Consider the following 21,088-nt stretch of genomic DNA (forward strand, 5'->3'; position numbering starts at 1 on the left):
TCGCTAGGCTGGCGGCATGACGCAACGAATCCGCCTCGGCATGCTCACCCCTTCCTCCAACACGGTGCTGGAGCCCGTGACCCAGGCGATGATCGCCGGGCTGCCGGAGGTCTCGGCCCATTTCGGCCGCTTCAAGGTGACGGAGATCGCGCTAAGCCAATCCGCCCTCGCCCAGTTCGACGACAGCGCCATCCTGGTGGCGGCGGAGTTGCTGGCCCATGCCAAGGTCGATGTCATCACCTGGAACGGCACCTCCGCCACCTGGCTGGGGTTCGAGACGGATGAGCGGCTGTGCGAGCGCATCACCGCCGCCACCGGCATCCCCGCCACCACCTCCATCCTCGCGATGAATGAGGCGCTGGCGAAGCTGGGCGCGCAAAGCCTCGGCTACGTCACGCCCTATACGGACGATGTCCAGGCGAAGATCGTCGCGCAGTATGAACGCCATGGCCTGGCCTGCCGCGGCGATGCCCATGCCGGCATCCGCGACAATTTCGCCTTCGCCGAGGTCACGGAGGACGCGCTGCGGGCGATGACCCGCGCCGTGGCGGCGGAAGGCCCGGACGCCATCGCCGTGGTCTGCACCAACCTCCGCGCCGGCCCCCTGGTGGCGGCGCTGGAGGCGGAGCTCGGCATCCCCATCATCGACAGCATCGCGACCGCGGTGTGGAAAAGCCTGTCCATCGCCGGCGTGGACCCAGCCCGGGTGCGGGGCTGGGGAAGGCTGTTCAGCCTGTGACGCGCCTGCTGCTGGTCAACCCCAACACCAACACCCGGACGACAGCGCTGATGGCGGCCATCGCCCAGCGCGCGGCGCCGGCCGGCGTCTCGGTGGAGGGTGCCACCGTCGCCACCGGCGCGCCGCTGCTGGATGACCCGGCCAAGCTGGCGGTGGGTGCGGAGGCCGTGCAGGCACTGCTCGCCGCCACGGACCTCTCCCCCTTCGCCGGCGTCATCGTTGCCGCCTTCGGCGACCCCGGCCTGGCCGAGAGCCGCGCCGCCGCCCCCGTGACGCTGACCGGCATCGCAGAGGCCGCGATGGCGGAAGCCGCCGCCATAGGCCGCTTCGTCATCGTCACCACCACCGCGCTGCTCGCGCCCTCGATCGATGCGCGCGTCGTGGAATACGGCCACGCCACGCGCCATGCCGGCACCTTCCTGACGGAGGGCGCCGCCGCCGCGCTGATGGCGGATCCCGCGCAGCTGGAAGCGGCGCTGGAGGCCACCGCCCGGCATGCGCTGGCCGAGACGGGCGCGGAGGCCATCATCATCGGCGGCGGCCCGCTGGCAGCGGTGGCAGAAGCGCTGCGGCCGCGCTTCGCCGTGCCGATCATCGAACCCGTGCCGGCCGCGGTGCGGCTGGCGCTGTCCCGGGCTGTCTTGTCCTGAGACGCGCGATTCAGGCTTTTCGGCTACGCCGCCTCAAGCCATCGCGCGTCACTCCGGCCTGATGTTCCCGGCCTCCACCACCCGCTTCCAGCGCGCGATTTCCGCGGCCTGGAAGGTGGCGAATTCCTCCGGCGTGTCGCCGCCGATGTCGAAGCCGGCATCCACCAGGCGCTGCGCCGTGGCGGGCACGCGTAACGCGCCCATGAAGGCGTCCCGCACCCGTTCCACCAGCGCGGGCGCCATGCCGGGCGGGCCGCCCAGCGCCTGCCAGGAATAGACGACGAAGTCGCGCAGCCCCGCCTCCTGCCCCGTCGGCACTCCCGGCAGCACGGGCGTGCGCTGGGACGCCGTGACCATCAGCGCCTTCAGCCGCCCGGACTGGATGTGCGGGATGACGGCGCCGAGGTTCTGGAAGGAGATCTGGGTGGTCCCCGCCATCAGGCTCGTCATGGCCGGGCCGCCGCCGGAATAGGGGATATGCGCCATCTCCGTCCCCGTCGCCTGCTTGAACATCTCCGCCGTCAGATGGTCCGACGACCCGACGCCGGAGGAGGGGTAGGAGGCCGTGGCCGCGTTGCGCTTCATCCAATCGATCAGCCCGGCGAAATCCTGCACCGGCACCGATTGCGGGTTCACCACCAGCACATTCGGCGTCCGCACCGTGACGGTGATGCGCGTCAGCTGCGTCGTCGGGTCATAGGCCAGGTTGGGGCGCAGCGCGACATTGATCGCCCAGGTGCTGATCGGCGCATGCATCAGCGTGTAGCCATCGGGCGCCGTGCGGATCACCTGCCTTGCACCGACCTCCCCGGTCGCACCGGGACGGTTCTCCACCACGAAGGGGCGGCCCAGCGTCTGCTGCATGTGCTGGGCGGCGATGCGGGCGATCAGGTCCGAGGGTCCGCCGGTTGCGAAGGGAACGACGAGCGTGACGGCGCGGGATGGCCAATCCTGCTGCGCCAGCGAAGGACGGATGAGCGCGGGCGCGGCGAGGGCGCCCAGCAGGGTGCGGCGGTTCATGGTTCTTGTTCCTCCCGTTGTTGCTTTGTCTCGCGGGGGAACGCCGTTCCCCCGCACCCCCATGCCAGGGCCGAACCGGCCCTGGACCGTCGGCGATTGTCACCGCCCCTTCGCGGCCCGCCAAACCTTGAACTCATCGAGGTTCGCCGCATTGGTCGCGGGATAGAGCCCGACGATCGTCCGCCCCTCCGCCACCTTCTCCGTCACGAAATCCTCATAGGCCGTCATCTCCGTGGCCTCCGCCGCGATGTCATCCGCCAGATGCGCGGGAATGACGATCACGCCGTCGCAATCGCCGACCAGCACATCCCCCGGGAACACCGGCGCATCGCCGCAGGCGATCGGGACATTGATGTCGATGGCATGGTTCAGCGTCAGGTTCGTCGGCGCGGAGGGCCGCGTGTGGAAGGCAGGGATGCCGAGCGCCGCGATCTCCGCGCTGTCCCGGAACCCGCCATCCGTCACCACCCCCGCCACGCCCCGCGCCTTCAGCCGCCCGACGAGGATCGCGCCCGCGGAAGCCGCGCGGGCATCCTTGCGGCTGTCGAAGACCAGCACATGCCCGGGCGGGCAGGTCTCGATCGCCTTGCGCTGGGGATGGTTCGGGTCGCGGAAGGCCTCCAGCGTGTTGAGGTCCTCCCGCGCCGGGATGTAGCGGACGGTGAAGGCCTCCCCCACCATGCTCTCGGCGGGCGTATGCAGCGGCAGCGGCCCCTGGATCATCTGGCTGCGGAAGCCGCGCTTGAACAGCGCCGTCGCCAGGGTGGCGGTGCTCACGCGGCGCAGCTTGTCACGGGTCTCGGGGCTCAGGGCCATGATGCGTTCCTCAACGGGGTCTTGTTGCGGCATTCATGCGCATGGTCGGCCCGGATCGTGAACCCCGTCCAGCCCCGGCGGGCCTCTCCGCCCTTCCCGCCGCGCCTGCGATGCGGGAGACTGCGCCCACGCAGCGCAGAGACCCGCCCCATGAACATGGCCGCCCCCTCAACCATCCCCGCCGGCATCAGCGAGGAGGAATGGAAGATCCGCTGCGACCTGGCCGCGCTCTACCGCCTGGTCGCGCATCACCGCATGACGGATCTGATCTACACCCATATCAGCGCCCGCATCCCGGGGCCGGAACACCATTTCCTCATCAACAGCTACGGCGTGATGTTCCATGAGATGCGTGCCAGCGACCTGGTGAAGATCGACGTGGACGGCAACATCCTGGAACCCGAGGGCCGCAGCGGCCTGCACGTCAATGCCGCCGGCTTCACCATCCACTCCGCCATCCACATGGCGCGGGAGGATCTGGTGGCCGTCATCCACACCCACACCTCGGCCGGCATCGCCGTCTCCGCCCAGGAACACGGCCTGCTGCCGATCAGCCAGCACGCGCTGAAATTCTACGGTTGCCTCGGCTACCATGGTTATGAGGGCATCGCGCTGGACCTGGATGAGCGGGACCGGCTGGTCGCCGACCTTGGCCCCCACAAGGCGATGATCCTGCGCAACCACGGCCTGCTGGTCGGCGGCACGACGATCCCGGATGCCTGGAGCCAGATCTACTACCTGGAACGCGCCTGCCAGGCGCAGGTCGCGGCGCTGGCCGGTGGCGCGAAGCTGGTCCTGCCGCCGGAGGAAGTGCGCCTGAAGACCGCGGAGCAATTCGCGCCCAAGAACCCGCCCAGCCCGCACATCAACCTGGCCTGGGAAGCGTCCCTCCGCCTGATCGAGAACGACCCCATCAGCTACCGCTCATGACGGTCGCGTCGCGGCGCGCGATGCGCCTCAACGCCTTCGACATGGCGACTCCGGGCCACATCCAGCAGGGGATGTGGACGCACCCGAGGGACCAGAGCCCCGGCTACAACAGCCTGGCGCATTGGATGGACCTGGCGCGCCTGCTGGAACGCGGCCTGTTCGATGGCCTGTTCCTGGCCGATGTGCTCGGCATCTACGATGTGCTGGGCGGCAGCGCGGATGCCGCGCTGCGCGGCGGCGTGCAGGTGCCGCTCATCGACCCCGTCACCACCATCCCCGTCATGGCGGCGGTGACGACGCATCTCGGCTTCGGCGTCACCTGCAACCTGGCCTATGAGGCGCCGTATCTCTTCGCGCGTCGCATGTCGTCCCTGGACCACCTCACGGGCGGCCGCATCGGCTGGAACATCGTCACCGGCTACCTCGACAGCGCCGCCCGCGCGCTGGGCCATGACGCCCAGATGCAGCATGACGACCGCTACGACCTGGCCGAGGAATACATGGACGCGGTCTATGCCCTGTGGGAGGGCAGTTGGGCCGATGACGCGGTGAAGCGGGACCGCGAGGGCGGAATCTATACCGACCCATCGCGGGTCCGCCGCATCCACCACCAGGGCAAGCAGTACCGGCTGGACGCGATCCACCTCTGCGAGCCATCGCCCCAGCGAACCCCGGTGCTGTATCAGGCCGGTGCCAGCGACCGCGGCCGCGCCTTCGCCGGCCGCCATGCCGAATGCGTCTTCGTCAACGGCACCAGCCCGGCCATCGTGGCGCGGCAGGTCGCGGACCTTCGCGCCCGCGCGGCACCCCGCCCCATCCAGGTCTTCGTCGGCGCCACCATCGTCACCGGCCGCACGGAAGCCGAGGCCCGCGCTTTGCTGGCGGACTACGCCAGCCACGCCAGCGCGGAAGCCACGCTGGCCCATGCCGCCGCCTCCCTCGGCATCGATTTTTCCCGCTACGGCATGGATGAGCCCATCCAGGCCGGGCCCACCCAGGCCATCCAGTCCAATGTCCAGGCGATGAAGCAGGTCGCAGGCCCCGCCTGGACCAAGCGCAAGCTGCTGGGGCAATCCGTCCTCGGCAGCCGCCAGCCCCCGATCGTCGGCGACCCCCACCAGGTGGCGGATGCGCTGGAGGGCTGGATGCGCGACGCCGATGTGGACGGCTTCAACCTCTCCCGCACCGTCATGCCGGAATGCCTGGAGCATTTCATCGACCTGGTGGTACCGGTGCTGCAGGAACGCGGGCTGTTCAAGACGGGCTACGAGCCCGGCACCTACCGGGAGAAGCTGTTCGGCGCCGGCCCGCGCCTGCCGGCGGAGCACACGGCGGCGACGCATCGCTGGTGAGGGATCAGGGGGTCTCGACCAGGCTCCCATGCACCCAGCCACCGCCAGCGCCGTCATCCACCTGCAGCCAGCCCCCCGGCGCCCGTTCCAGCACGCGGAGGCTGGCGCCCCGTGGCGCCACGCGCAGCACCGCGGCACCGCCGCCCGGGCCGCCACGGATATTGCCCGGCCCCCGCAGCACCACCTGCTCGCCGGCGCCTGCCTCCGCCCGCAGCGAGGCAGGGATGAAGACAGGCGCGGCCCCCGCCGCTGGCGGCACGGGCGCCCCCGCTGGCGACGCTGGCGCCTCCGCCGGTGGCGCGGTGCAGAAGCGCCGCCAGGCATCACCCATGGGGCGGTTGCGGTTGAGCCCGGGCCCATCCTCCAGCACCACGAAGGGGGGCAGGGGGCGGGATGCGCTGGACGCCATGGCGGCATTGCTCCGCGGCGTCGCCATCACCCGCGCCACCACATCGGCCAGGCCGCCGCCCTGGCGGGATGGTGCGGCGATGCGGGCGCAGACCACCACCTCCTCCCGCGCCCCCGCCCCGCGATGCGTCTCGAACCCCAGCAGCGTGTCGGAAAGCCCGGCCCGCCGCAGATGCTGGCGCAGCGACTCCACCGCGCTCTGCCCTTCCACCAAATCATCCGGTACGGGGGTGGTGGCTAGCGGCGCGGCTTCGCGGGACGGCGCCTGCACGGCGATGGTCGCGGCCAGCGCCCCGGCGCCGATTGCCAGCAACGCGGCGAGAATCGTGATCGGGCGGCCCGGCATGGGGCGGGGTGGTCCTTGTGGCAATGAAAGGCGACGCCCTTCAAAGCCCGGCCACCCCCTGCGGTTCCGTGCGGACCCCTACGCCGCGGCGAAAAGGCTCCCGCCCGCGCGCTCCGGCTGCTGTCCCAGATGCCGGGCGATGGCCCAGATCATCGCCTGGTTGCTGCTGACGACGGGCTTGCCGACCCGCGCCTCCAGCCCCGGCAGGGCCGCCACCGTCGGCATATCCGTGCAGCAGATCAGCACGCCATCCGCGCCCGCGGTATCCAGCGCATCCAGATGCGCCTCCAGCGCCGCCGGCGTGGTGCGGGACACGCCGCGGAACATCTCGAGGCTCGCATTCAGCCCGAGGCCGAGCGAGGCCAGCGTCTCGATCCCCGCCGCCGCGAGGTAGGCGATGACGGAGGCATTGGTCGCGGGCAGGTAGGGCGTGAACAGCGCGATCCGCGCCACGCCCACCGCGCGCAGCGCCGCGATGATGGCGGTGCCGACTTCCAGAGTCCCCTTCGCCTGCGCCCCCTGCATCATCGCCAGCGACCGATCCGCCCCCAGCGCCATCGCGGCACTGGTGCAGCCCAGCATCACGGCATCGAGTTGGCAGGCCGAAAGATGCTGCAGCGGCGGGGCCGCATTCTCCCGCAACTGCGCCGCCAGTTCCTCGCCCGCCAGCCCCATCGGCAGCGTCATGCGCGCGGCGTGGAAGCTGAGACCCGGCAGGCCGGCGCGGTTCATCTCCGCCTCCACCGTCGTGTTGCTGCCGGGCACGAGGAGGCCGACGCGCTGCGGGAAGCCGGAGGGGGCGATGTTCTGCATCCCGCGATGATGCACGGCATCGCGCGCCGCGTCATCCATTCACCCTTTCGCGCCGCCATTCCCCATGGTGAAGTACGGACAAATCCAGAGGACATGGCCCCGATGCGCTACGACTTCGTCCCGATGCCCCACCGGAAGCCGCTCCGCTGGCCCAACGGGGCGCGCATCGCCATGCTGCTGACCACCAACTTCGAGTACTGGGACCCGACGAAGGACACCGACAAGCCCTTCTATCCCGGCGGCCCCTCCATCATCACCGACATGCTGCCCGGCAATGTCTATGACAATCCCAACTGGACCTGGCGCGAATACGGCCAGCGCGTTGGCGTCTGGCGGATGTTCGAGACCTTCGAGCGTGCGGGCGTGCCCACCAGCTGCACCATGAACGCCAAGATGGGCCTGGAACGCCGCCCGGTGGTGCAGCACGCCATCGACAAGGGCTGGGAGATCGTCGCCCACAACTACGTGCAGACCGACCTGCTGACGAACTACCAGTTCGACATCGAGGGCGAGCGCAACGTCATCCGCGAAACCCTTCGCGTCTACAAGGATGTCGTCGGCAAGCCCGCGCGCGGCTGGCTCTCCTGCTCGCTGCGCTCCACGCCCAACACCGCCGATATCCTGGCGGAGGAAGGGCTGATCTTCTTCACGGACCTGCTGAACGACGACCAACCCTACCTGATCCATACGGAATCCGGAAAGCCGATGGTCTCCATCCCCTACACCTCGGAGGTCAACGACTTCACCGTCTTCCTCCGCCAGGGCAAGGATGTGAATGGCGGCTTCGGCGTCTTCAAGGAACAGTTCGACGAGCTGTACCGCGAAGGGGCGACCAGCGGCCGGCTAATGAATATCGGCCTGCACCCCCACGTCATCGGCCAGCCCTTCCGCATCCGTGCGCTGCGCGACTTCGTCGACTACGCCAAGACCTTCCCCGACGTCTGGTGGACGACGCGGGAAGAGATCGCGGAGTGGTACCTGGCCAACCACGCCAGTCACATCTGACCAGGAGACGAATGATGCGGAAACTCCTTGCCCTGCTTCTCCTGCTGCTGCCGGCGCTGCCGGCGGCGGCGCAGGATTGGCAACCGACCCGGCCCATCCGCATCGTCGTGCCCTTCCCGCCCGGCGGCATCTCCGACAGCCTGGCGCGGCTCTTCGCGGATCGCACCGGCGCGCGGCTGGGGCAGCCCCTGGTGGTGGAAAACCGCAGCGGCGCGAATGGCGCGGTGGCCGGCGAATTCATCAGCCGCGCGCAGGGCGATGGCTATTCCTACATCATGCTCTCGCCGTCGCACCTGATGGTGCTGCCGGTGCTGATGCGCCTGAGCTACGACCCGATGGCGGATCTGGTGCCGGCCGTGAACCTGGCCGCAAACCCCTTCTTCCTCGGCGTGCCCGGCAATTCGCCCTTCCGCAACCTGGCCGACTTCATCGCAGCCGCGAAGGCGCGGCCCGGCGCGCTGGACTATGCCAGCGGCGGCGCCGGATCGGGCACGCATCTCGTCATGATCTTCCTGTCGCTGCGCGCGGGGCTCGATATGCAGCACATCCCCTATCGCGGCGGCGCGCCCGCGGTGCAGGATTTGCTGGCCGGCCGCATCGCCGGCTATTTCGGCAATCCCTCCGACATGGCGCCCTTTCTCCAGAGCGGTGAAGTGAGGGTCATCGCCTCCTCCGGCGGCGCGCGATCCGCCCTGGCCCCCGATGTCCTGACCGTCGCCGAGCAGGGTTTCCCGGGTTTCCGGTTCGAGACCTGGAACGGCCTCCTCGCCCCCCGCGGCACGCCGCCCGCCGCCATCGCGCGCCTGGCCGCCGCGGTGCGGGAGGCCTGTGCGGAGGAGCCCGTCCGCGCCGGGCTGCGGCGCCTCGGCAGCGATCCCGTCTGCAACACCACGGCCGAATTCGCCGCCCAGATGCAGGCGGAAGCGCCGGTGTGGCGGGATGTGGTGCAGCGTTCCGGCGTGCGCCTGGATTGATGGCGATGCGCGTCACGCGCCTGCATCACGTCGCCATCGCGGTGACGGATTCCGCGCCGCTGGAGGCCCTGCTTGGCGATGCCTTCGCCCTCGGCACGCCGCATCGCGAAAGCCGTGCGGCGCTGGACATTTCAGTCTTTCACGCGGGCGACAGCGCGATCGAGCTGCTGCGCCCGACCGGTCCCGGCTCCTCCGTCCCCGCCTTCATCGAGGAGAAGGGCGAGGGGCTGTTTCATATCTGCCTGGAGGTTGAGGACCTCGACTCCGCCATCGTCGAACTGTCAGCCAAGGGGCTGCGGCTTCGCGCGGGCTCTCCCATGCCCGGCCATGCCGGTACGCGCGTCGCCTTCCTGGACACGGCCACCACCGGCGGCGTGCTGTTCGAATTGCTGGAACAGCCGCGTGGCGAATGACGCGCCACGCATCGCCGTCGCCTCCCCCAGCTTCTGCCAGCACCCGGTGCTGCGTACGGAACTGCTGGCGCTGCACCCCAACGCGAAGCTGAACCCCAGCCCGCACCGGCTGGAAGGCGATGCGCTGGTGGATTTCCTGCGGGGGCATGAGGTCGCGGTGCTCGGCCTGGAACACCTGACGGCGCCAATGATGGATGCGCTGCCGGAACTCCGCGTGGTCAGCAAGCTCGGCACAGGCACGGACATGCTGGACCTGGCCGCGATGCGCGCCCGCGGCATCCGCCTGGGCTGGGCGCCGGGCGCCAATGCGCTGTCCATCGCCGAACTTGTCATCGCCTTCGCCCTGCTGGCCTTGCGCCACATGGGCGCGCTGAACGCCGCACTCCGCGCCGGCGAACGCCCGCCCCAGCGCATGGGCCGCCTGCTCAGCGGCCGCGTGGTGGGCCTGCATGGCTGCGGCCATATCGGCCAGCATGTCGTGCGCCTGCTCACCCCCTTCGGCTGCACCGTGCTGGCGCATGACATCGCCGATCGCCAGGCCTTCTACGCCGCTCATGGCGTCACCGCCGTCAGCCTCGACGAGTTGCTGGCGCGGTCGGAGGTGCTGTCCCTGCACATCCCCCTCACGCCCGAGACGCGCGGTCTCTACGGCGATGCGATGCTCGCGCGGCTGCGCCCGGACTGTGTCCTCATCAACACCGCGCGGGGCGAGATCGTGGAGGAAGCCGCGCTGATCGCGCGCCTTCGCGATGGCCGCCTGGCCGCCGCCTGCGCTGATGTCTTCGCCGGCGAGCCCGCCATCAACCAGGCGCTCATCGACCTGCCCAATTTCTTCGGCACGCCCCATATCGGCGGCAGCGCGGAGGAAGCGCGCCTGGCCATGGGCCGCATCGCGATCGAGGGCATCACCCGCAACGCCCTGCCCGAACCCTGACCGGACGCCGCATGCACCACAATCTTAGCGCCCGCGCGAAACTCGGCCTCATCGTGCCGCCGAACAACACGGTGAACGAGGCCGAGTGGCAGTCGGCCCTCCCGCCCGGCGTCTCGCTCCATACCACGCGCATGCGTCTCAACCCGCTGGCCCGCGCGCCGGAGGAGATGGCGAAGCTCCGCGCCGATCTGCGCGATGCCGCCGCGCTGGTGGCGGAGGCCGGCGTCGATGTCGTCGCCTTCGGCTGCACCGCGCCTTCCGCCGTGAACCCGCGGCGAGAGATGGAGGCGATGATGGAGGAAGCCGCGGGCCGCCCCGGCGCCACCGCCGGCGCCGCCATGGCCGATGCGCTGATCGCCGTCGGCGGCCGCCGCATCGTCCTGCTTTCCCCCTTCTCGGAGAATGTCACGAAGCATGAGGCCGCCTTCCTGGCAGGCGAGGGTATCACCGTGATCGCCATCGCCTCGCTCGGCCACCAGACCTATGCGCCGGGCCGCAAGCTCGGCATCCACCTGATCGGGCCGGAGGAAATCCGCGCGGCGCTGGCGCCCCTGCCGGTGGCGGAAGCCGATGCGGTGATGCTGAGCGGCACCAACCTCGTCACCTTCCCGATCATCGAGGCGCTGGAAGAGGAAATCGGCCGCCCTGTCATCAGCAGCAACCAGGCGCTGCTCTGGTCCGCGCTGCGCCGCGCCGGCATCACGGATCGCCTGCCGCTCGGCCGGCTGTTCGACTCTCAGGCCGGCGGCCCGCCGGAGACGGAGAGCACCTCCCCCGTCACATAGTCCGGCGCGTCGAGGGCGAAATACAGCAGCGTATTCGCGACTTCCTCCGGTGCAGCGAGCCGTCCCATCGGAATGCGCTCCGCCCGCTTCGCCGCACCGGGCGACCCCGGTGGGAAGGCGCGCGTCGCGACGCCGCCGGGCGCCACCGTGTTCACGCTGATGCCGCGCGGCGCCAATTCCTTCGCCAGCGACTTGCCGAAGGCGATCACCGCGCCCTTGGACGCCGCATAGACGCCCAGCCCCGGCGCGCCCACCAGCCCCGCTACGGAGGCCACCAGCACCAGCCTTCCCCCACCCGCTTCCAGCAGCATCGGCACCGCCGCATGGGCGGTGTTCAGCACGCCGAACAGGTTGAGGTCGATGATCCGCCGCCATTCCTCCGGCCGGCTGTCGGTGAAGGGGCTGAAGGCGCCAGGCAGCATTCCCGCCACCACCAGGCTGCTGACGCCGCCCGCATTCGCGATCACCGCGCGGAAGCCACCGAGCGTTTCGGAAGCCCCGCGCATCGCCGCCGCCAGCGCCTCCGCCTGCGTCACATCCACCACGGCGGTGACAATGGGCAGCGCCGGATGTGCAGCGTTCAGTTCGGCGCGTAGCGCCTGAAGCGCGCTGGCATCCAGGTCCAGCAGCGCGAGGGGCACGCCCCGGGCCGCCGCCATCACCGCCGCGGCGCGCCCGATCCCATGCGCGCAGCCCGTGATCAGCAGCGCATCATTCATCGCGCAGCCCGAAGACATCGCCATCCCGCTTCACATTCCACAGCACGCGGCCGCGCGCGTGGTGCGGCACCAATGCCAGCCCCTCATCCGCGGCTTCCGCCAGCAGCGCCATCCGCGTCGCCACCGCCTGGTCCGCGTCGCTACAGAATCGCGACACCACCTGCGGCAGCAGCAACTGCGCGGGGTGATGCACCGCATCCGCCGCGATCAGCACTGTCCGCTTCGTGCCAGTCAGCGTGATGCCGACCTGCCCCGGCGTATGCCCCGGCAGGGGCCGGAACTGCATGCCAGGAAACGGCACGTGGTCATGCGGCACCTGGTCCAGCAGCCCCGCCTCCGCCACCGGCAGCACGCTGTCCCGAAAGCTGCCATGACCCACTGGCGCCACCGCATCCAGCGCCGCCCAATGCGCGAATTCCCGCTCCGCCACCACGTAGCGCGCCTTCGGGAAGGTCGGCACCCAGCGATCATCGCGCCACCGCGTCGCCCATCCCACATGGTCGGCGTGGAGATGCGTGAACAGCATCGCATCCACATCCTCCGGCGCCACGCCGAGGCGCTCCAGAAAATCCGTGCGCCGCCGGTGCCAGGAAGATCGGGCGGGTCGTTCCTTCCCATCACCCACGCCACCATCCACCACGATGGTGCGGCCCCCGCTCTCGATCACGAAGACCTGCACGCGCAACAGGATGGAATCCGTCTCCACCTCCACGCTCAGCGCATCCAGCGCCGCGGCGCGAGTCAGCAGGGATAGATCGGTGCGCGGGAACAGCATCTCCCGCGGCAGGCGAAACGGATCCTCATCCGCCACCCCGCGCAGCACCATGCCGCCGAGGTCGAGCGACCAGTCACTCATGGCATATAGGCCCCGCCATTCACCCAGAGCACCTGGCCCGTCATGTAGGCACTGTCGGGGCCGAGCAGGAACATCACCGGCCCCACCACGTCGGACGGCACCGCGATGCGCTTCAGCGGCATCATCGCGCTGTAGGCGGGGATATCGACATTGGTCTGCCCCGCCTCGTCGGACCGCCCCGTGCCACCGCGGAGGAAAGCCGTATCCACCGCGCCCGGGCCCACCGCATTCACGCGGATCAGCGGCGCCGCCTCCAGCGCCAACGTCTTGGTCATCGACACCATCGCGGCCTTGCAGGCGGCATAGGGCCCGTAGCCCGGCCGCGTATGCGCCGCCAGGCCCGACACCATCTGCACCATCGCGGGGTTGTCGCCCTTGGCGAGCAGCGGTAGCGCGGCCCGCGCGGTCAGGAAGGCCGCGCGCAGGTTGCCGGTGACGACCTCGTCCCAGAATTCCGGCTCCACGGATTCCAGCTTCCGCATCCCCAGCAGGAACCCCGCCAGGTTCACGAAACCCTCCAGCCCATCATCCAGCTGCGCAAAGGCCGTGCTGACGGAAGCCGCATCAGTCGCATCCACCGGGATCGCCCGCACGCCATCCGGCACCGGATGCCGCGCCAACGAGGCCGGGAGGTCCAGCACGGAGACCCGCCACCCCTCCGCCGCCGCGCGCGCCACCAGCGCGCGCCCGATGCCACCCGCCCCGCCCAGGACCGCGAGGCGCCTGGTCATGCGCAGGTATCAGCCGGGAAGCTGTCGAACAACGACCAGCCCTGGTTCTTGATCTCGATGATGAAGCCCGGCAGTTCCGCGTCCCGTGCCGCGTCGAAGCAGGTGTTCTCGCCGGTCACGCCGGTGAAGCTGATGCCGCGCAGCGCGTCTCGGAAGGCGGTGCGTTCGGCGGCGATGCGCGAAGCCTCGCCCGTGACGCGCGCGCGCTCGCCCGCCTGCTTCATCAGGTAGACGATGTCATAGGCCTGCGCGTCGCTGTGGTGCGGGATGCGCTTGCTGGTCAGGCCGCGCCGCGCATTCTCCTCGGCGTATTTGCGCGTGAAGGCGCGCGTCGCGTCGTTGCGGTCCCACCAGAAGCCGGCGACGATCAGCATGCCCTCGCCTTCCGGTCCGAACAGTTCGACGGAGTTCGGATCGGCGAAGATCTGGCTGCCGATCACGCGGCCTCGGAAGCCCTGCCGGCGCAATTCGCGCAGCACCTTGCCCGCGCCATCCGGTGTCGCCGCCAGCGCCACCACTTCCGGGTTCCGCTGCATCACCTGCGTGACCTGCGGCGCCACGTCGAAGGTGCGGTACTGGAAGCTCACCGGCTCCCCGAAGCTGATGTTCCGCGCGCGCAGAAGGCCCGGATAGAACTGCGTCGCCGTGATGTTGGAAATGCGCTCATCGGAGATGAACATGATCTCCGCCCGGCTCGCCGGCACGCCCTTGCGGGTCAGGGAGGTCAGCAGCCGCCCGAACTGCTTGCCCTCATCCTCCGTCAGCCGCCAGGCATAGCTGAAATTACCCGTCAGCCCCGGCTGCGACGCGGAATTGGAGATCTGCACGATCCCGAGCCTTTCGCCGACCGGAAACGCCACCGCCGATTCGCCGGAGGAGAAGGGCCCGAGGATCGCCAGAGCATTGTCGTCGCGCGCGAATTTCTGGGCCGCTGTCGCAGCCTGGCGCGGGTCCGATCCCGTGTCGAACTTCTCGATCCGGATCGGGCGGCCATTGATCCCGCCGGCCGCGTTGATCTCGGCCACCGCGATATCCACGCAGGTCTCCGTCGCCTCCCCCGGCGTCTTCAGCGGCCCGGACTTCACCATGGTGAGCCCGATCACGATCTCCCTCGTCTGGCCGATCGCCGGCAGTGCGAGAAGGCCGCCCGAGGCAGCCAGCAGGGTCCTGCGCTTCATCATCTGTCCCATCCCTCAATGCGATCCGAGATACGCCGCCGCCAGCGCCTCATTATCGGCCAGCCGATCTGCCGGACCATCCAGCACGATGCGGCCCAATTCCATCACATAGCCCCGCGACGCCGTGCGCAGCGCCATGCGCGTATTCTGCTCCACCAGCAGGATCGCGAGCCCGTCACGGTTCAGCTCCCGGATCAGCTCGAACAGCCGTCCCACCAGCAGCGGCGACAGGCCGAGCGAGGGCTCATCCAGCATCATCAGCCGCGGTCGCGCCAGCAGCGCGCGGCTGATCGCCAGCATCTGCTGTTCACCGCCCGAGAGCACGGAGGCCAGCATGTCCCGCCGCGCCGCCAAATTGGAGAAGCGCGCATAGATGTCCTCGATGTCGCGGGCGACATCGCCATCCCGCCTGCCATAGGCGCCCATCTGCAGATTCTCATGCACCGTCAGGCTGACCAGGATCTGCCGCCCCTCCGGCACCAGCACGAGGCCGCGCCGCACGCGTTCCGGCGCGCTGAGTGCCGTGATGTCGGTACCGTCGAAGATCACGCACCCGCCCGCCGGCTTCACCGCGCCGGCGATCGCCTTCAGCAGGCTCGACTTGCCCGCGCCATTGGCGCCGAGCACGGTCACGACCTCCGCCGGCCCAACCCCCAGCGACACCCCGCGCACCGCCTGGGTGCGGCCGTAGCGCACCTCCAGCCCCTCGGTCTCAAGCAGCATCGGCACCGAGATACGCCTCCCGCACCAGCGCATCGGCGCGTGCGCCGGCCATGCTGCCCTCATAGATGCGCTTGCCGAAATTCAGCACGACGACGCGGTCGCAGACCTCATCCACGAAGCCCATGTCGTGCTCCACCACCAACAGCGCCGTGCCGCCATCGGCAATCTTGCGCAGGAACCGCGCGAGTTCCGCCGTCTCCGCGGGGTTCAACCCCGCCGCCGGCTCATCCAGCAGCAGCAGCTTCGGCCGGCTGGCGAGTGCCCGCACCACCTCGATCTTCTTGCGGATGCCGTAGGGCAGCGACGACACGACATCGCCGGGATCGATATCCAGCCCCGCCTCCGCCAGCAGCGCCTCGGCCTCCCGCCGCCACCGCCCGCGCGGCATCCAGCCGATCGGCGTCAGCAGCGCGCCGAGGCCCGAGGCCCGCGCATGCTGCCCCAGCATCACATTCTCAACAGCGGAAAGATGCGGCATCAGCCGGATGTTCTGGAAGGACCGCGCCAGCCCCGCCAGCACGCGGTCCCGCGGCGGCATTGCGCCGATCGCCACGCCATCCAGCGTGATCGTCCCCGCATCCAGCGGATAGACGCCGGAGATGAGGTTGAAGACCGTCGTTTTCCCCGCCCCATTCGGTCCGATCAGCCCGAGCCTGCCGCCGCGTGGCACGGCGAACGACACGTCGTCCACCACAAGCAGCCCGCCGAAGGCCTTGCCGATGCCAGCGACCGTCAGCAGCGCCTCATCCGGCATCGGCATGCCTCCGGCGGCCCATCAGCCGCGCCAGCAAGGTGCGCGTCACCATCCCCTCCGGCCGGAACATCATCATGGCCACGATCATCACGCCGAACACGACATAGCGCCAGGACCCGCCGATGCGCAGCAGTTCCGGCACGATGGTGAAGAAGGTCGCCCCGACCAGCGGCCCCCAGGCCGTCTGCGTGCCGCCGATCAGGACAAACAGCAGCACGTAGATCGACAGCAGCGGCGAGAAATACTGCGCCTCCACGAAGGAGAAGTGATGCGCGTAGAGCGCGCCGGCCAGCCCCGCCAGCCCGCCGCCGATGGCGAAGCCCGCCACCTGCACCGCCCGCGCCGGCACGCCCATCAGCACCGCCACCAGTTCATCGTCGTGAAGCGCCCGCATCGCCAGGCCGAGCCTCGTCGCCGTCAGCCAGAAGACGCCCAGCGTCACCGCCGCCGCGCAGGCCAGCAGCACCGGCAGGTCCACATACTCCGTCACCACGAGCCCCATCGCGCCGCCCAGTGCCGGCTGCGTCAGGATGATGCCCGTGACCACCTGGGCGAAGGCGAAAGTGGCCAGCACCATGTAGACGCCGCGCGTGCGCAGCACGGGAAAGGCGATCCCCATCCCGATCAGCGCCGTCAGCAGTGTCGCCGCCGGCACCGACCAGGCGGGCGCCCAGCCCAGCTGCTCCGCGATCATCGCCGCCCCATAGGCGCCGATCGCCATGAAGCCCGCGCCGCCCAAATTGAGCTGCCCCGCCGTGGCGGTCACGAAGATGCCGTAGGCGAAGATGATGTTGATGGCGAGGATCGCCAGGATGCCGGACCAGTAGCCGGACATGTCAGAGCTTCCCCTTGCCGATGCGCGTGCCCCCGAACAGCCCCTGCGGCCGCAGCACGATCGCCGCCAGCAGCGCCGTCCACACCACCACCTGCGCCGCATCACCGCCGAAGAAGTGGATGCCCAGCGTCTCCATCAGCCCCACCAGCAACCCGCCCGCGATGGCGCCCCAGATCGAACCGAGCCCACCCAGCACCATCGCCGCGATGGCCTTGGTGCCGACATGGTCGCCCATGAAGGGGGAGACATCGCTGTAGTTCACGACGAACAACGCCCCCGCCACGCCGCACAGCAACCCGCTGAGCAGGAACACGACGGGCACGATGCGCGTGACCTCCACCCCCAGCAGCGTCGCCGTATCCGGGCTTTCCGCGATGCTGCGCAGCGCGCGCCCCGTCCGCGTCTTCGCCAGCAGCCAGGACAGCCAGAAGACGATGCCGAGCGACAGCAGCAGCGACGCCATCTGCGGCAGCCCCACCACCAGCGGCCCCACCTGCCAGTCCAGCCGGAAGCGCACCGGGAAGCTCTGCGCCTCGCTCCCCAGCACGATCAGCACCAAATGTTCGAAGATCAGCAGGAAGCCGAGCGACGAGACCAGCGGGATCGCATGTTCCGTCGCATCCCCGTGCCGCGTCTTGAGGTAGCGGAAGGTGAAGCGCTCCACGATCAGCGACGCCACGATCGCCACCGCGATGCCCGCCGGCAGCGCCAGCGCCCAGTGCCAGGCATCGGTAAAGGGCAGCCCGTGCCGCGCCAGGCCCCAGGCCACCATCCCTGTCAGCATGAACATGGTGGGGATGGTGAAGTTGAGAAAATTCAGCACGCCGATGGTCAGGGTGAAGGCCACCGCGACGGCGACATAGATGCCGCCCAGCATCAGCCCCGACACCACCTGCTGCGCCAGCGTGGCACCCCCCGGCAGCGCCGCCAGCCCCGCGACAGCCGCCACGCAGGCCAGCGCGACCCCCGCCGAGACCACCAGCGGATGCACCCCGCGCATCCCCGCCGCGCCGCTCATGCGCGAAGTTCCACCAGGCGAGAATCAGGCCGGCGCGGCAACGGCATCTCCTGCGATTTGTCCGGACCAATGGGGCCCAGATTCGTCGCCGCGCGCAAGCCCGATTAACGCCTCAGGCGTGCAGCCCCGGCGCTTCCTGCCCCGTCCGCGCCACGTATTCGGTGTAGCCGCCGCCATAGAGGTGCACCCCCTCCGGCGTCAGCTCCAGCACCCGGTTGGACAGCGCCGACAGGAAGTGGCGGTCGTGGCTGACGAACAGCATCGTGCCTTCGTAGTTGGAGAGCGCGGTGATCAGCATCTCCTTCGTCGCCATGTCCAGGTGGTTGGTCGGTTCGTCCAGCACCAGGAAATTGGGCGGGTCGAACAGCATCCGCGCCATCACCAGCCTGGCCTTCTCGCCGCCCGACAGCACGCGCACCCGCTTCTCCACCTCATCGCCGGAGAAGCCGAAGCAGCCCGCAAGCGACCGCAACTGCCCCTGGTTGGCGCGCGGGAATTCATCCTCCAGCGATTCGAAGACGGTGCGGTCGCCATCCAGCAATTCCATCGCATGCTGCGCGAAATAGGCCATCTTCACGCTGCCGCCGACCGTCACGCTGCCCGCATCAGGCTCCGTCGTCTGCGTCACCAGCTTCAGCAGGGTGGATTTCCCAGCGCCATTCACCCCCAGCACGCAGCAGCGTTCCCGCCGCCGCAGCAGCAGGTCCAGGCCTTCATAGATCACGCGGCTGCCGTAGCGCTTGTGCACGCCGCGGATCTGCACGACGTCGTCGCCGGACCGCGGCGCCGGCATGAATTCGAAGGTCACGGTCTGCCGCCGCTTCGGCGGCTCCACCCGCTCGATCTTGTCGAGCTTCTTGACGCGGCTCTGCACCTGGGCCGCGTGGGAAGCGCGCGCCTTGAAGCGCTCGATGAACTTGATTTCCTTCGCCAGCATCGCCTGCTGGCGTTCGAACTGCGCCTGCTGCTGCTTCTCCGCCATCGCGCGCTGCTGTTCGTAGAATTCGTAGTCGCCGGAATAGCTGGTCAGCGACCCGCCATCGATCTCGATGATCTTGTTGATGATCCGGTTCATGAATTCCCGGTCGTGCGATGTCATCAGCAGCGCACCGTCATAACCGCGCAGGAAATTCTCAAGCCAGATCAGGCTTTCGAGGTCGAGGTGGTTCGAAGGCTCGTCCAGCAGCATCACATCGGGCCGCATCAGCAGGATGCGGGCCAGCGCCACGCGCATCTTCCAGCCGCCGGACAGCGCGCCGACATCGCCATCCATCATCTCCTGGCTGAAGGACAGGCCCGCCAGCACCTCCCGCGCCTTACCCTCCAGCGCATAGCCGCCGAGGTCATCGAAGCGCGCCTGCACCTCCCCGAACCGCTCGATCAGCGCATCCAGCTCATCCGCCTTGTCGGGGTCGGCGAGGTCCGCCTCCAGCGCCCGCATCTCGGCCGCGACAGTCGAGACATCGCCGGCGCCGTCCATCACCTCCGCCACCGCGGAACGGCCGGCCATCTCCCCCACATCCTGGCTGAAGAAGCCGATGGAGACGCCGCGATCGACCAGCACCAGCCCCTCATCCGGCGGCTCCTGCCCCGTGATCATGCGGAACAGCGTGGTCTTGCCCGCCCCATTCGGGCCGACCAGGCCGATCTTCTCCCCCCGCTGCAAGGCGGCGGAGGCCTCGATGAACAGAAGCTGGACGCCGTTCTGCTTGCTGATGTTGTCGAGGCGGATCATGGGAGGCCCAATGCAATTTCGGCGGGCTTATGCCACGCCCCACGCCCCTCGCGACAGGCCCGCCAGGGGGGGGGGTCGGCTTGGCGGCACCCCCCATCCGCCATAAGCCTTGCGGCCCGAGACGCAAGGAACCGCCCGATGACGCCCCCGGCCGCCGCCCAGCCCCTTCCCCTCGCAGGCATCCGCGTCCTGGACCTGACGAACGTCCTCGCCGGTCCCTTCGCCACCTACCAGCTGGCCCTGATGGGCGCCGAGGTCATCAAGATCGAGCAGCCCATCCGCGGCGACCTGGCCCGCCGCCTGGGCGCGGATCCGGAAGCCGCGAAGCGCAACATGGGCGCCTCCTTCGTCGCGGTGAATGCCGGCAAGCAATCCGTCACCCTCGACCTCAAGCACCCCCGGGGGAAGGAGGTCTTCCTGCGCCTGGTGGCGGAGGCCGATGTGGTGGTGGAGAATTTCCGCCCCGGCGTGATGGACCGCCTCGGCCTTGGCTGGGAAGCGCTCCGCGCCATCCGGCCATCGCTCGTCTTCTGCGCCATCTCCGGCTTCGGCGCGGATGGCCCGCTGGCCAGACGCCCAGCCTATGACCAGATCGTGCAGGGCATGGCGGGGGTGATGAGCATCACGGGCAGCGCGGAGTCCGCGCCGCTGCGCGTCGGTTTCCCGGTCTCCGACACCGTCGGCGGCATGACGGCTGCCTTCGCCGTCGCCTCCGCCCTGGTGGGCGCGCGGGCCACGGGCCAGGGCCGCTACCTCGATGTCTCGATGCTGGAATCGACGTTGGCGACCATGGGCTGGATCGTCTCCAACTTCCTCAATGCCGGCGTCGTGCCGACGCCGATGGGCAACGACAATTTCAGCGCCGCCCCCTCCGGCGCCTTCCGCACCGGCGATGGCCTGATCAACATCGCGGCCAATGAGGACAAGCAATATGCCGCCCTCTGCGAGCAGATCGGCCGTCCGGACCTGCTGACCGACCCCCGCTTCAGCGACCGCCACGCCCGCAAGGCCAACCGCGCCGCGCTGACCGTGGAGATCGAGGCGGCCCTCGCCGCGAAGGACGCCGCCAGCTGGGAAACCCTGCTGGTGGGCGCCGGCGTCCCCGCCGGCCAGGTCCTCAGCGTGCCCGCCATCATCAACCACGCCCATGTCCGGGACCGCGGCTTCGTCACGGAGATCGAGGCGCCGGGCGGCACCCAGCGCCTGACGCGCTGCGGCTTCCGCTTCGGTGATGCCAACCCCGCGCCTGCCGGCCCCGCGCCGGCCCTCTCAGCGCAGACCGACGCATGGCTACGGCGCCTTGGCTATGACGAGGCCGCCATCGCCGCGATGCACGACGAAGGCGCGGTCTGAA

Annotated in this window: 22 protein-coding genes and 1 pseudogene; 10 read left to right on the forward strand and 13 right to left on the reverse strand. The window is 69.6% G+C overall.

What is annotated here, in order from left to right; all coding sequences use genetic code 11:
• The first annotated feature begins 16 nt into the window (after window positions 1-16).
• Both ACTIE5_RS15645 and ACTIE5_RS15650 read left to right on the forward strand, forming a co-directional pair.
• Window positions 17-739, forward strand: coding sequence for a maleate cis-trans isomerase family protein (locus tag ACTIE5_RS15645; RefSeq protein ID WP_439550628.1), 723 nt, complete (start codon window positions 17-19; stop codon window positions 737-739).
• Window positions 736-1,389, forward strand: coding sequence for an aspartate/glutamate racemase family protein (locus ACTIE5_RS15650; RefSeq protein WP_439550629.1), 654 nt, complete (start codon window positions 736-738; stop codon window positions 1,387-1,389). The genes ACTIE5_RS15645 and ACTIE5_RS15650 overlap by 4 nt, the downstream gene beginning before the upstream one ends.
• 48 nt (window positions 1,390-1,437) lie before the next feature.
• Here ACTIE5_RS15650 and ACTIE5_RS15655 read toward each other — a convergent pair whose 3' ends face one another.
• Together ACTIE5_RS15655 and ACTIE5_RS15660 are read right to left on the reverse strand one after the other, a co-directional pair.
• Window positions 1,438-2,409: a Bug family tripartite tricarboxylate transporter substrate binding protein gene (locus ACTIE5_RS15655; protein WP_439550630.1), complete on the reverse strand. Its 972-nt coding sequence runs from the start codon at window positions 2,407-2,409 to the stop codon at window positions 1,438-1,440.
• Between the two features lie 99 nt (window positions 2,410-2,508).
• Window positions 2,509-3,225, reverse strand: a complete 717-nt coding sequence (locus ACTIE5_RS15660; protein WP_439550631.1) for a ribonuclease activity regulator RraA — start codon at window positions 3,223-3,225, stop codon at window positions 2,509-2,511.
• 150 nt (window positions 3,226-3,375) lie between these two features.
• Between ACTIE5_RS15660 and ACTIE5_RS15665 the strand changes: the two genes are divergently transcribed.
• Window positions 3,376-4,155, forward strand: coding sequence for a class II aldolase/adducin family protein (locus ACTIE5_RS15665; protein WP_439550632.1), 780 nt, complete (start codon window positions 3,376-3,378; stop codon window positions 4,153-4,155).
• Window positions 4,152-5,507, forward strand: a complete 1,356-nt coding sequence (locus ACTIE5_RS15670; protein WP_439550633.1) for an LLM class flavin-dependent oxidoreductase — start codon at window positions 4,152-4,154, stop codon at window positions 5,505-5,507. The genes ACTIE5_RS15665 and ACTIE5_RS15670 overlap by 4 nt, the downstream gene beginning before the upstream one ends.
• Before the next feature lie 4 nt (window positions 5,508-5,511).
• On the opposite strand, the gene ACTIE5_RS15675 is transcribed toward ACTIE5_RS15670, so the two are convergent.
• Window positions 5,512-6,261, reverse strand: a complete 750-nt coding sequence (locus ACTIE5_RS15675; RefSeq protein WP_439550634.1) for an SH3 domain-containing protein — start codon at window positions 6,259-6,261, stop codon at window positions 5,512-5,514.
• A 78-nt stretch (window positions 6,262-6,339) separates the two neighbouring features.
• Window positions 6,340-7,113 (reverse strand): maleate cis-trans isomerase family protein, encoded by a 774-nt coding sequence (locus tag ACTIE5_RS15680; RefSeq protein WP_439550635.1) that lies wholly within the window; start codon window positions 7,111-7,113, stop codon window positions 6,340-6,342.
• A 63-nt stretch (window positions 7,114-7,176) separates the two neighbouring features.
• Between ACTIE5_RS15680 and ACTIE5_RS15685 the strand changes: the two genes are divergently transcribed.
• The 5 genes from ACTIE5_RS15685 to ACTIE5_RS15705 are packed head-to-tail and all read left to right on the forward strand — an operon-like array spanning window position 7,177 to window position 11,185.
• Window positions 7,177-8,079: a hypothetical protein gene (locus ACTIE5_RS15685; protein WP_439550636.1), complete on the forward strand. Its 903-nt coding sequence runs from the start codon at window positions 7,177-7,179 to the stop codon at window positions 8,077-8,079.
• Between the two features lie 11 nt (window positions 8,080-8,090).
• Window positions 8,091-9,053, forward strand: a complete 963-nt coding sequence (locus tag ACTIE5_RS15690) for a Bug family tripartite tricarboxylate transporter substrate binding protein (RefSeq protein WP_439550637.1) — start codon at window positions 8,091-8,093, stop codon at window positions 9,051-9,053.
• 5 nt (window positions 9,054-9,058) lie between these two features.
• A complete protein-coding gene (locus ACTIE5_RS15695; RefSeq protein WP_439550638.1) occupies window positions 9,059-9,466 on the forward strand; it encodes a VOC family protein in 408 nt (135 codons plus the stop codon).
• On the forward strand, window positions 9,456-10,400 hold the full coding sequence (locus tag ACTIE5_RS15700; RefSeq protein ID WP_439550639.1) for a phosphoglycerate dehydrogenase: 945 nt from the start codon (window positions 9,456-9,458) through the stop codon (window positions 10,398-10,400). The genes ACTIE5_RS15695 and ACTIE5_RS15700 overlap by 11 nt, the downstream gene beginning before the upstream one ends.
• Window positions 10,401-10,411: 11 nt before the next feature.
• On the forward strand, window positions 10,412-11,185 hold the full coding sequence (locus tag ACTIE5_RS15705) for a maleate cis-trans isomerase family protein (protein ID WP_439550640.1): 774 nt from the start codon (window positions 10,412-10,414) through the stop codon (window positions 11,183-11,185).
• Here the strand turns inward: ACTIE5_RS15705 and ACTIE5_RS15710 are convergent.
• From ACTIE5_RS15710 to abc-f, 9 genes and pseudogenes are all read right to left on the reverse strand, one after another.
• Window positions 11,137-11,928, reverse strand: a complete 792-nt coding sequence (locus tag ACTIE5_RS15710) for an SDR family NAD(P)-dependent oxidoreductase (protein WP_439550641.1) — start codon at window positions 11,926-11,928, stop codon at window positions 11,137-11,139. The genes ACTIE5_RS15705 and ACTIE5_RS15710 overlap by 49 nt on opposite strands.
• Window positions 11,897-12,760 (reverse strand): MBL fold metallo-hydrolase, encoded by an 864-nt coding sequence (locus ACTIE5_RS15715; RefSeq protein WP_439550642.1) that lies wholly within the window; start codon window positions 12,758-12,760, stop codon window positions 11,897-11,899. The genes ACTIE5_RS15710 and ACTIE5_RS15715 overlap by 32 nt, the downstream gene beginning before the upstream one ends.
• Window positions 12,757-13,491 (reverse strand): SDR family NAD(P)-dependent oxidoreductase, encoded by a 735-nt coding sequence (locus ACTIE5_RS15720; protein WP_439550643.1) that lies wholly within the window; start codon window positions 13,489-13,491, stop codon window positions 12,757-12,759. The genes ACTIE5_RS15715 and ACTIE5_RS15720 overlap by 4 nt, the downstream gene beginning before the upstream one ends.
• Window positions 13,488-14,672, reverse strand: a complete 1,185-nt coding sequence (locus ACTIE5_RS15725; RefSeq protein ID WP_439550644.1) for an ABC transporter substrate-binding protein — start codon at window positions 14,670-14,672, stop codon at window positions 13,488-13,490. Before ACTIE5_RS15725 ends, ACTIE5_RS15720 begins: the two co-directional genes overlap by 4 nt.
• Before the next feature lie 246 nt (window positions 14,673-14,918).
• Window positions 14,919-15,455: pseudogene (locus ACTIE5_RS15730) on the reverse strand (ABC transporter ATP-binding protein); the annotation flags it as partial.
• The gene (locus ACTIE5_RS15735; RefSeq protein ID WP_439550645.1) at window positions 15,382-16,146 is read right to left on the reverse strand and encodes an ABC transporter ATP-binding protein; all 765 of its coding nucleotides are present in this window, start codon (window positions 16,144-16,146) and stop codon (window positions 15,382-15,384) included. The pseudogene ACTIE5_RS15730 and the gene ACTIE5_RS15735, both read right to left, overlap by 74 nt.
• On the reverse strand, window positions 16,136-16,981 hold the full coding sequence (locus ACTIE5_RS15740; protein ID WP_439550646.1) for a branched-chain amino acid ABC transporter permease: 846 nt from the start codon (window positions 16,979-16,981) through the stop codon (window positions 16,136-16,138). The genes ACTIE5_RS15735 and ACTIE5_RS15740 overlap by 11 nt, the downstream gene beginning before the upstream one ends.
• Before the next feature lies 1 nt (window position 16,982).
• Window positions 16,983-17,999: a branched-chain amino acid ABC transporter permease gene (locus ACTIE5_RS15745; RefSeq protein WP_439550647.1), complete on the reverse strand. Its 1,017-nt coding sequence runs from the start codon at window positions 17,997-17,999 to the stop codon at window positions 16,983-16,985.
• A gap of 112 nt (window positions 18,000-18,111) precedes the next feature.
• Window positions 18,112-19,734: a ribosomal protection-like ABC-F family protein gene (abc-f, locus tag ACTIE5_RS15750; protein ID WP_439550648.1), complete on the reverse strand. Its 1,623-nt coding sequence runs from the start codon at window positions 19,732-19,734 to the stop codon at window positions 18,112-18,114.
• Between the two features lie 138 nt (window positions 19,735-19,872).
• On the opposite strand from abc-f, the gene ACTIE5_RS15755 reads away from it, so the two are divergent.
• Window positions 19,873-21,087 (forward strand): CaiB/BaiF CoA transferase family protein, encoded by a 1,215-nt coding sequence (locus tag ACTIE5_RS15755; RefSeq protein WP_439550649.1) that lies wholly within the window; start codon window positions 19,873-19,875, stop codon window positions 21,085-21,087.
• Window position 21,088: the final 1 nt, after the last annotated feature.

The sequence above is a fragment of the Falsiroseomonas sp. genome, from assembly GCF_051859025.1.
Lineage (GTDB): Bacteria > Pseudomonadota > Alphaproteobacteria > Acetobacterales > Acetobacteraceae > Falsiroseomonas.